Raw genomic sequence first — 10,795 nt, forward strand, 5'->3', positions numbered from 1 at the left:
TAAAAAGTGATTACTATATTAGGAATTGTCATTGCGGTAGTTTTGTCTGCGATTGTTTCTGTTATTATTCAGCAGACTGGTAAAAATGAAAATTCAATGGAAAAAGTCAAACGCTATGCAAACCAGCGTCAGGCTGAATTTGATGATTATTTTGAAAAGCAGACGGAATCTATAAAACTTCTTGCAAACGATTTGGATACAAAAGACATTCAAGTTAAGGCTGCAATAAAAAGAATGCAGATGCAAATTGACGAGTGCCGCCAGACCACAGAGAATTTTGAAAATCCTGTCCAGAATATAGAAAACATAAAAAATAAAATTGAAGCTTATGATAAAGTTTTGCAGAATCTTATGGAAATGACAGCTGCGGTTGAGCAAAATCTTGATTCTGTAAAAAAAGAAGCTCTTGTTGTGGACAAAGTAAATTCCAAGCTTTCCAGACAAAATCAAATTCTTGAAGCTGTGGAGAAAAAAGTTTCTGATGTTACAAAGCAGTTCTCTGTAAAAAATTCTGAGCAGCTCAAGGCGATTGGTTCTGACTTGCTGAATCAGTACGAACAACGCGCTTCGGAAATTGATGCGACAACGGAAAAAGCCATAAAGCAAAATCAGGCTATCATGGAAAAAATTGAGGACGACATTCGCCAGGCGTATTCCAAAGCAATTGAAAATGCAAAACAGCTTGAAGACGAGTCGTTTGCAAAACTCAAAGATGAATCTCAAAAAAGAACTTCCGCTTGTCTTGATGAGGTTGAAGCTCAGACAAAACAAATCACTGCGATTATTGATTCAAGAATTTCTGAAACGCAAAAAAGCCTCGATGATAAAACAAAAACATTCAGCGATTCTTTAAAAGAACAGACTTCCGCAATTGAAGAAAAATTTAATGAGCGCACACAACGCATTACAGAAATGATTGATGCGCGCACAAATGTTCTCACTGGCACTTGGACAGAAAAAATTGAGGCATTGGAACAAGAACTTAAAGAAAATTCTGAAAACTTTGATTCCCACCTAGAGAATGCTATTGCTGGACTTGATAATTCTCTTGCTGAAAAAACTGGCGCGCTTGAAGATAAGATAAATGAATCTGCAGGAACTTTTGAAAGTGAATTTGCAGACAAAATAAAAGAACTTTCCGATATTGTTGAAAACTCTACTTCAAGAATTGAAGATGAATGCTCTGGAAAAATTTCTGAAATTGAAGAAAAATTCGAATACTCATCGTCTGGCATTCAAAATAAATTTTCAGAAAAACTTTCACAGATTGAATCTTATTTCAATGGAACTTCAAATTCTATTGAAGCCGGATACAAGGAGCGTGCTGATTCTCTTCAAAATGAATTGGAAAATAAATTTTCTGCCTTGCTTGAAACTTTCACAGAACAGGCGAAAATCTTTGAAGAAAAGACTTCGGCTTTTGAGGACAGCGTAAAGCAAAAATCTGATCTTCTTTCTTCTGAACTAGAATCAAATGTTTCTGATTTTTCAGAGCGGCTTAATTCTGAAATTTCTTCACTTGATTCGCAGCTGGAAGAAAAAACTTCACGACTGGAAGAACTTTTCAAAAGCAATGTGACTTCTCTTGAAAATGAATACAACTCAAAAACTTCTGAGCTTGAAAATTCTTTAGAGCAAAGTTACGCTGATATGTTCTCGAATATTGAAGAAAAAATGAAGGCGCTTTCAAAATCTTATGAGGAAAAATCTTCTTCAATGGATTTGACATTTGCAGATAAAAGCCGTAACGTTGTTCAATTTTTTGAAGATAAAACCCGCGAGCTTGAAGAAAGCTATGATTTGAAAACAAAGAAGCTAAAAGAATCTTTGGATTTAAATAATGAAAATGCAGAATCCGAAATGAAGAAAAAATCACAGGCACTTATTGCGTTGTTCAACGAGAAGTCTTCAAATTTGGATTCAAAACTCAAAGAAAAAATGCGTTCTCTTGATGCTGATTTGGATAAAAATGTTGATGAACTCAATGCAAAAATAAAACAGAAAACTGGTGCTGCAAACACTTCATTTGAAAATTCTATTTCAAAAATTGAAAACGAAATCCGCCAGAAAACAGCAGCACTTAATACAAGCTTCACTGACAAGTTTGATTCGATTGACGGCATATTTAAAAAGAAACTTGAAGACATAAATAACAAGGCTCTTGCAATTTCCACTGAAATTAAAAACCGCACAGACGGACTTGAGGATGACGTCCGCAGAAAACTTTCAAATCTTACAGAAGATGTAAAAAATCAGACTGCGCAGGCTGTTGAAAAATACAAGACAACGACTTCAACTTATACGCAGGATATTGAAGATAGAACTGATATTTTGCGTAAAGAACTTGCGGAACGAACAGAAGCTCTTGAGCGTCAAATTCATGAACGCGCGCAGGAAATTGAAAAGAAACTTGAAGAACTTGAAAACAATGTGGAAACTCAAACTTACGGAGCAATGGAGCAGTATAAGTCTACAACTTCTGAGTACACACAAAAAATTGAACAGAACACTAAGTCTTTAAAAGAAGAACTTGAAAATAAAACCCGCAATCTTCAGGAACTTATTGATGTGCGCACAAATGAAATTCAGTCTCTTTCCGAAGATGCAATTGTGGATGCAAAAAATCGATTTGAAGATGTCCAAAAAATAATTTCTGCAAAAACAGATGAAGTTTCAGGAAACGCTCTTGCGTATGTTGAAGATGCGCAAAAACAGATTGAAGAAAAAACTGACAGTCTTGTTTTAGATGCGAAAAATGCAATTGAAAAAGTTCAGGAACAGATTTCAAAAACAACAGAAAATGTAAATGAAATTACATTGGCGTTAAAGCAGGATGTAAAAGTTAATTCTGAAAAACTGCAAGCTTTGCAGAATTCTGTTGAAAGTCAGTCTTCTGAACTTGAAAAAAAATACGATGGAATGTTTTCTTCTATACTTGAAAAAGCGGAGAAAGATGAAAACGATGCTTATGAAAAGTTTAGCAGCTTGAGTTCTGCAAATCTTGACAAATACAAAGGTGATGTTCAAAAGCGCGTGGATGAAATGCATTCCGATATAAAAAATTCTCTTGGTTCTCTTGATGCGCAGACAAAATCGATAAAGGAAAATATAGATGGAACACTTTCTTCTATTCTTTCCCGCTACGAGCAAATTGAAAATAATGCAAAAGAAATTTCTGAGCGAATTGAAAATGAAAATGAAAGTAATTCTGAAAAACTCAAGGAATTTTCTTTGTCAATGCAAAATCAGATTGATGAGCTTAATGGAAGTTTGCTTTCCTCCACAAAAAATATCGCCGCCGAATGTGATGCTCGCCAAACAAAATATCTTGAAGCCTTGGACAGTCAGCTTGATGCTTATAAAAAGGAAATGGAGTATAGGTTTAAAAAACTTAATACTGCCGGAGCTGACGTTGATAAACTTGAATCTTCTTTAAGAAAACTTATGGATCAGAGCCAGAAAAAAGTTATAGGTGACTTTGAAAAATTTTCTGAAGGTGCGGAAAAAACTCAGGCTGATTTTGAAAAATCAATTGTTGCAAAATATGAAAAACTAAAAGTTGACTTGGATTCTGTTCAGACTTCACTTGATGAAATTAAAAAAGATTCCGCTGCCAAACTTAGCGCAAAGGTAAAAGTATTCGAAGATTCTTTTACAACTGATCTTGCGAAACGCCAAGACGATGTTGTTCTAAAACTTTCTGACTGGAAAAATAAATTTGATGCGCAGTTTTCTGATTTTACGGCAGAGTACGAAGTAAAACGAGAGGCTTTGGAAAAACAATATGACGATGCTCTTGCAAAACGAATTTCTGAACTTACAAAGAAAACTCTTGAACAGGAAAAGAAATTCCAGACAGCGTTGCTTTCCGGCCAGACAACTGTTCAGGAGCAAATCAATACAGTAAATCAAAAAATCCATGACTTTATCGAGCAATATAGAAATGAAATTCAGAAAACGATTGAAAATGCGGACGAATATTTAAAGACTGAAACCGACAGTTACAATGAGCGTATGAATGGACAGCTTGATAAAATTGAGCATGATTTGAATTCTAAGTTTGAAAATTTCCGCGAAATTCTTCTTTCAAAACAGGAGTCTCAGTCGGCGACAATTGATGCGGCAGTGCAGGAATTTACAGCTTGGAAAAATAGTCTTAAAGGAAAATATGAGGATGCATCTCAACAGATTGAGGATCAACTTAAACTTCTTGCAGATACAAATGATCAAAAAATAAATGACTTGCAAAAAGATTTCTCCGTTGCGGCAAACAAGGCTGCCGATGTTCTTGATGATTACGATAAAAAATCAAAAACTGCTCTTGCTGATTTCCGTGAGCAATATGAAAATATGCTTGCCAATGTAAAAAAATCAACGGCTGACCAAGAGGATTATGCGGATAAAAAAAGCAAGGAACTCAAAAGCAGATTTGATAAGCAGACCGATGAATATATGCGTGTTTATAATAATGCCTTTGATAAAATTGGCGAGGAGGCGAATAAGCTTCAGTTCCAAATTGATGAAATAAATAAAAGCATTGGAACTTTCAAAACTGAAACAGCGGTTTTTGACAAGGCTGACATTTTGAAAAAGCAGCTTGAAACTTCTATTGATGATTTGAATAAAAAAATTTCAGCAGTCAAAAATTTTGAGGAAAAACTTAATGACTTGTCTGCTCAGGCGCAACGTCTTGAAAAATTTGGCGATGATGTTAATTCCCGCTTAAATGCGTATAGTTCGGATAAATCTCGTTTGGACAGTATTGAATATAAATTCAATACGCTTATGAATTTAAGCAGCGGTATGGATTCAAAAATTCAGGAACTCACTTCTATGAGCGATGATATTTTGAATATGCAGGCAAAGGTTGGAAAATTTCAGGACAGCATTTCAAATGTTCAGTCAAAACTTGAACGGATAGAAAATAAGAAAGAAACCTATGACCGTGTTGCGGAAGAAGTTGACAGCTCATTTGAAAATATTTCACAGCTTGAAAAGCGTCTTGAAGAATGTTCAACTAAAGTTAATTCTCTGCCAGATGAAATCAAGTCAATGCAAAGCCACATTGATAAAATTATGAAGAATAGCGGAAAAATTAATGATGCCGTTGACAAAATAACTTCTTTGCAAAGTTTGATTGACGATGCGGAAGAACGCATTGCAAAAATTAAAGATTCACGTGATGGAATTCTTAATACCGAAGTTAGGCTGCAAAAACTTTATTCTGACGCCGATAGCAAGCTGAAGCTTCTTCATGACATTACAGCTAAGGAAGTTGGAAACAAGCCGTCCGCTGTAGCTGGTTCAAATATTACACCTCAGTTGAAGTCAAATGTCATTAAGCTGAAGAAAGACGGATGGAAAAATGCTGAAATTGCAAAGCGTTTGAAGATTGAAGAGAACATAGTAAATCTTATTCTTGAAATGGGAACTGATGAGTAAAAAGGAAGTCCGCTTTATGCGGACTTCTGTAAAAGATTTAAAGAGCTAATTCTACTGCATGTTTTGCATGAATTTCTGTTGTATCGAATAGTGGTAGTTCAAAATCATTTTGTTTTACAAGCAAACCTATTTCTGTGCAGCCAAGAATTATTCCGTCCGCTCCTTTGTTTTTCAAGCGCATCATTATTTCAAGCATTTTCTTTTTAGAACATTCTTCTATTTTTCCAATGCAGAGTTCATGAAAAATAACATTGTTGATTTGCTCAATGTCTTTTTCATCGGGAACAATAACAGTTATTCCTTGCTCGATTAAACGCTGTTTGTAGAAGTCTTGAACTAATGTATATTTTGTTCCAAGAAGACCGGCATTGAAAGTTTTTCTTTTCTTCAGTTCAGAAACCGTTGCATCGGCAATATGGATTACAGGAATCGTTACCATTGACTGAATCTGTGTATAAACTTTGTGCATTGTGTTGGTGCAGATTAAAATAAAATTTGCTCCTGACATTTCAAGTTTTTTTGCAGCTTCTCCAAGAATTAAACCGCTTTTTTCCCAGTTTCCACATGACTGGCATTTTTCAATTTCATCGAAGTCAACACTGTAAAGAATTATTTTTGCAGAGTGAAGTCCACCAAGTTTTGTTTTGATTTCTTCATTTATGATTTTGTAATATGGAATTGTGCTTTCCCAACTCATTCCGCCGATAAGTCCGATTGTTTTCAATTTTCTCCTCCAATGCAAATGTTTTTATAACCAATGTTATTTTTTTTACAGAGTTTATCTTAAAAAGGAAAAACAATCAACAGAAATATTCCGCTGATTGTTTTTCAGGTTTATATAAGCTAAATATTTTTTTACATCGCAGGTGGTAGCTACGATAATGGCTTATTATTCCACCTCCTCAATCGAAAGCGTCATGTTCGCAAGTCCATGGTAATAGTTTACGCTTTGTGCGGTGAAGCGGTAGACGCAGTAGTCGGAATCGTCTATGCCTTTCGGGTAATACATTTCAAATCCGTCGCGCCAGAGCATTGCCTTTGTGTCGTGGTCGGTGCAGACTTCGATTGTGCCTGTAAAGAGCGCGCCCTTGTATTTGTCCTTTGTGTCGTCAACGTAGTACACGCAGGCTTTTGGATTTGCCCTGAACTGAGCGACGCGCCGGGAGCTTGTATTCGTCGAAAAATACTGAATCTTCATGCTTTCGCTTTCGAGTACGAGCATTCCCTTGATCTGCGGAAATCCCTCTCCGTTCACCGAACCGACATAGGCGACATTCGCGTTTTTTCTGAGTGCGATGATTTCTTCTTTGGCTTTTTCTTTGTTCATTATTATCCTCCTATAAATAATTATTAAGATTCTCAAGCACTTTCCCAAGAGCCGATTCAAAACTGAAAATTTCCTCATCAGAAAATCCCCTGTAAAAAATTTTGTTCATCTGCTCGGAAACCTTGTCGTACTTTTTCCGGAGCTTTCTTGCCTTCTGCGTCAGCCTGATTCTGACAGTCCGCCTGTCTTCCGCGCTGTATGTGCGCACCGCAAGCTCCTGCGACTCAAGTCGGTCGAGCATCCCGGTGAGTGTCGTCTTCGCAAGACCGGTTTTTTCAGAAAGTTCCCTGATTGGAATGTCGTCGTTTTCCCAGAGCACAAAAAGAATTCTTCCCTGCGCTCCGTTGAATTCCGCGATTCCCTGTTCATCCAGAAGCCGCTCAAAAATGCGTCCCTGAATCTGCTTTATCTTGCTGATGTAAAACCCTCCGTTCGTCTTATTTAGCAATCTGATTTCCTTCTGTCTGTTTTATACGAAAGAGTATAGTACTATATAGAACTATTTGTCAAGATGAAATTTTGTAATATGTGGAAAAAGAGTGGACTACGGACAGATTGTATACGGCTTTCTTTTTATTCTTTTTTCATTTTATCAAGAGACTTGTTCAGGACTTTTCGTATTTCTTCTATTACTTTAGACTGAATCTGATTTTGAATTGAAATGTTTTCGTCTGTTTTTTCAATGACTACTTTTTTCTTTGTCTGTGGAATAAAAAGCTGGTAAACTTCCACTTGCAGTGCGTCTGCAATTTTCACAAGATTTTCGCTTCTTGGCCAGCGTCTCATACCTTCGATGTCATTGATGTTCTGTGAAGAAAGTCCGCATTTTTCAGCAAGTTTTTCTTGTGTGAATTTATTCTTGCGGTATTTTTTTATGTTTTCCGAAAGCGTTTTTTTTAGTTCCTGTTCTGTCATTACTTGCATTTTGCAAGTCTATTTGTTTTATTTACACTAGCAAAATGCGTATTGTTTTGTTATACTATCAATCTGCAAGTATTATATTTTTTCGTTTGGAGCTGTTTTATGTCTTTTGTTTCCTTTGAATTTCTGATTTTCTTTGTACTTTTTTCATCAGTTTATTTTCTTGAGCAGAAATTCTTTTTCAGGAAATTCTTGAATCAGTTGATTTTGTTTATCGCAGGAATTTTATTCTACAGTTTTGCCGGAATAAAATTTCTGCCATTTCTTCTGTTCTCATGCGCTTCATCCTGGCTGCTCGCATTTCTTGTAAGAAAAAGCCGTGCTTTGCTTTTAACTTCTGTCGCCTTGGAACTTCTTCCGCTGATTTTTTTCAAGTACATAAATTCGGTTCTCTCTTTATTTTTGGAGCAGCATTTCACATTTATTCTGCCGCTTGGAATTTCTTTTTTCACGTTTCAAAGTCTCGGTTATCTTCTTGATGTCCGTAGAGGAAATATCGAACCTGAAAAAAATCTTCTGACGGTGAGTCTGTTCGTCTCATTTTTTCCGACAGTCTCAAGCGGTCCGATTCAGCGTGCGGAAAATCTGATTCCGCAGTTTTCAAGGATAAACGCTTTTGACTACGGCAATGCCACTGACGGAATGAAATTATTCGCTTGGGGATTTCTGAAAAAATTCATAGTCGCCGACTCGATTTCAGTTTATGTGAATTCCGTTTATTCGTCTCCGCTTCAAATATACGGATGCGCAGTTCTGCTCGCAACGCTTTTTTATTCCTTTCAGATTTATTTTGATTTTTCGGGCTACAGCGACATGGCGATTGGAATCAGCAGATTTTTGGGCTTTGACATCGGAAAAAATTTTGACCATCCGTATCTTTCAAAAGGCTGCTCGGAGTTTTGGCGCAAGTGGCACGTCAGTTTAAGTTCCTGGCTTCGCGATTACATTTACATTCCTTTGGGCGGAAGCCGATGCTCGTTGCCGAGAGTCTGCCTGAACCTCATGCTCACGTTTCTTGCAAGCGGAATATGGCACGGAGCTTCGTTCAGTTTTGTAATTTGGGGCGCGCTGCACGGATTGTACGTCTGCCTTGAACGGATTTTCAGAAAGCGGCTGGAAAAAAATCCTTCGTTGCTTCGGATTTTCGGAACGTTCCTGCTTGTTTCATTTGCCTGGATATTCTTTCGCGCGGAAAATGTTCACGATAGTTTTATGTTGATAAAAAAATTATTTCATATTCCGTTTGAAATTTTCAGGACTTTTCCGGCTTTGACCTCCAGTTTCGGAATTAAGGAAAGCGTGCGCCAGCTGTTTGCATTGAGCGATGAAGTGAAAGGGCTGACAGGAATCATATTCATTTTCTTGAAAATTCTTCCGGTTGCGGCAATTGAATTATTCACGTACAAAAAAAGTGGACTTGAGATAATAAGGTCGCAGAAAACCGCAGTCCGCTGGTTTCTTTATTCCGTCTTTGTGCTTTTTGTTTTGCTGAACATTCCGCAGAGCCGGTCAACGTCGTTTTTGTATTTCAATTTTTAAAGTAGAGGAGAGCATAGTAAAATATGAAAAAATTTCTTCTGAAACTTCTGTGCCTTGCCGCAATTACTTTTGGAATGTTTGTGCTTGGATTCCTTTGCCTTGTTTTTGCCGCACCGCAGTACAAATATTCCTACAACGCAAGTCTGATTGATAAAATTGATTTCCTGAAAAAATCTCCGTCTCCAAAAATAATCCTGTGCGGAAATTCAAATCTTGCGTTCGGAATAAATTCAAAACTGATGGAAAATGAATTCGGTATGCCGGTTGTGAATTTGGGACTTCACGGCGGACTTGGAAACGCCTTTCACGAGGAAGCCGCAAAACTCAACATTCAGGCCGGGGACATTCTGATTGTTTGCCATTCGTGGTATTCAGATGACGATAAAATTTCCGATCCGCTGCTTGCCTGGACGACTCTGGAAAATAATTTCAGCCTTTACAAAATTCTGCGAAGAAAAGATTTTTTTGACATGGCGAAGTCTTTTCCGAAGTATACTGCAAAAATAATGTTGCTATGGATTACAAAAAAGGGCAACGGAATTCCGTCTGACTGCTACACAAGAACCGGATTCAATAAAAACGGCGATTTGATTTATCCGCGCGAATACGACAAAAATTTGTTTGACAACTCTGTTCATTCGTCTGTTCCCCTGATAAATGATGTCTGCGCAAAAAGGTTGAACCGGCTTTCTGAATATTGCGCCCAAAAAAATGCGACGCTTTTAGTTGCGGGTTTTCCGATTATGCAGAGAAGCTGCGAAGTTTTGAACAGAAGCGAATACGAAAACTTTCAGACGAATCTTGCGGAAAAACTTGACTGCCTGATAATTTCTGATTTTACAGATTACATTTATGATGAAAGTCTGTTCTATAATACGAGCCTTCATCTGACTAACGAGGAAGCTGAGATCCGCACAAGGCAGCTGATAAACGACTTGAAAAAATACTTTGGTAGCGTGCAGGAAAACTGAAAAGTTCAATTTTACAATTTGTACTGCATGAAGTTCTGATTATGTACAAAGCCGAAATCCGTGTAAAGCTTTACGCCCATATCTGACGCCGTTATCTGAACCGTTTTGCAGCCGTAGTCCTTCGCTTCTTTTACGACACGGCTCAAAAGTTCCCTTGCTATTCCTTTTCTTCGGTAATCTGGATTTGTGAACATGCTCGAAAGCAATCCGATTTTTCCGCTTGGGCAGGCGAAGTACGGCGGCTTTTCCACAAAGGACATTCCGCTTGTTCCCACAATTTTTTCTCCGTCAAACGCAAGATAGGAAACGAAAGTTCCGTCCGCAAGGTGTCGAAGATAATAATCTTTAAGCGCAGGCCGCAAATCAATTTCTTCCGTTGCACCTTCTTCTCGAAGCTGATTGATTCTCATCTCGATAAAAGTTTCCAGTTCGTTTTTTGTAAGTCGTTTGTATTCTATTGGCATTTTGGGTTTCTCCTACTATAAAAGTCAATTTCAATTATAGCAAAAATCATAGAACTGTGATATTTTCAAACTATGGAATTTTTGCCATTTTTGTTTTTTGTTGCCTTGCTTGCATTTTTCATTTTTCTTGC

At 37.3% G+C, this 10,795-nt stretch carries 8 protein-coding genes; 3 read left to right on the forward strand and 5 right to left on the reverse strand.

Features of this window, described 5'->3' with window-relative positions:
* The first annotated feature begins 6 nt into the window (after window positions 1-6).
* Window positions 7-5,442, forward strand: coding sequence for a SpiroCoCo family coiled-coil protein (locus B4C08_RS07510; RefSeq protein ID WP_296664225.1), 5,436 nt, complete (start codon window positions 7-9; stop codon window positions 5,440-5,442).
* Between the two features lie 37 nt (window positions 5,443-5,479).
* Here the strand turns inward: B4C08_RS07510 and B4C08_RS07515 are convergent, their stop codons facing one another.
* The 4 genes from B4C08_RS07515 to B4C08_RS07530 form a co-directional block, all read right to left on the reverse strand.
* Entirely contained in the window at window positions 5,480-6,166 is a 687-nt protein-coding gene (locus B4C08_RS07515; RefSeq protein WP_296664226.1) for an aspartate/glutamate racemase family protein, read from the reverse strand.
* Window positions 6,167-6,331: 165 nt separating this feature from the next.
* Window positions 6,332-6,769 carry a pyridoxamine 5'-phosphate oxidase family protein gene (locus tag B4C08_RS07520; protein WP_296664227.1) on the reverse strand — a complete coding sequence of 146 codons (438 nt, stop codon included), beginning with the start codon at window positions 6,767-6,769 and terminating at the stop codon, window positions 6,332-6,334.
* A 10-nt stretch (window positions 6,770-6,779) separates the two neighbouring features.
* The gene (locus B4C08_RS07525; RefSeq protein WP_296664228.1) at window positions 6,780-7,217 is read right to left on the reverse strand and encodes a MarR family transcriptional regulator; all 438 of its coding nucleotides are present in this window, start codon (window positions 7,215-7,217) and stop codon (window positions 6,780-6,782) included.
* Window positions 7,218-7,342: 125 nt separating this feature from the next.
* Complete coding sequence (locus B4C08_RS07530; RefSeq protein ID WP_296664229.1) at window positions 7,343-7,684, reverse strand: helix-turn-helix domain-containing protein; 342 nt, start codon at window positions 7,682-7,684, stop codon at window positions 7,343-7,345.
* Between the two features lie 108 nt (window positions 7,685-7,792).
* On the opposite strand from B4C08_RS07530, the gene B4C08_RS07535 reads away from it, so the two are divergent.
* Together B4C08_RS07535 and B4C08_RS07540 are read left to right on the forward strand one after the other, a co-directional pair.
* A complete protein-coding gene (locus tag B4C08_RS07535) occupies window positions 7,793-9,229 on the forward strand; it encodes an MBOAT family O-acyltransferase (protein WP_296664230.1) in 1,437 nt (478 codons plus the stop codon).
* A gap of 23 nt (window positions 9,230-9,252) precedes the next feature.
* Window positions 9,253-10,200, forward strand: coding sequence for a hypothetical protein (locus B4C08_RS07540; RefSeq protein WP_296664231.1), 948 nt, complete (start codon window positions 9,253-9,255; stop codon window positions 10,198-10,200).
* 11 nt (window positions 10,201-10,211) lie between these two features.
* Here the strand turns inward: B4C08_RS07540 and B4C08_RS07545 are convergent, their stop codons facing one another.
* On the reverse strand, window positions 10,212-10,664 hold the full coding sequence (locus tag B4C08_RS07545) for a GNAT family N-acetyltransferase (protein ID WP_296664232.1): 453 nt from the start codon (window positions 10,662-10,664) through the stop codon (window positions 10,212-10,214).
* Window positions 10,665-10,795 lie beyond the last annotated feature (131 nt).

This window comes from Treponema sp. UBA753 (assembly GCF_002297325.1).
GTDB lineage: Bacteria > Spirochaetota > Spirochaetia > Treponematales > Treponemataceae > Treponema_D.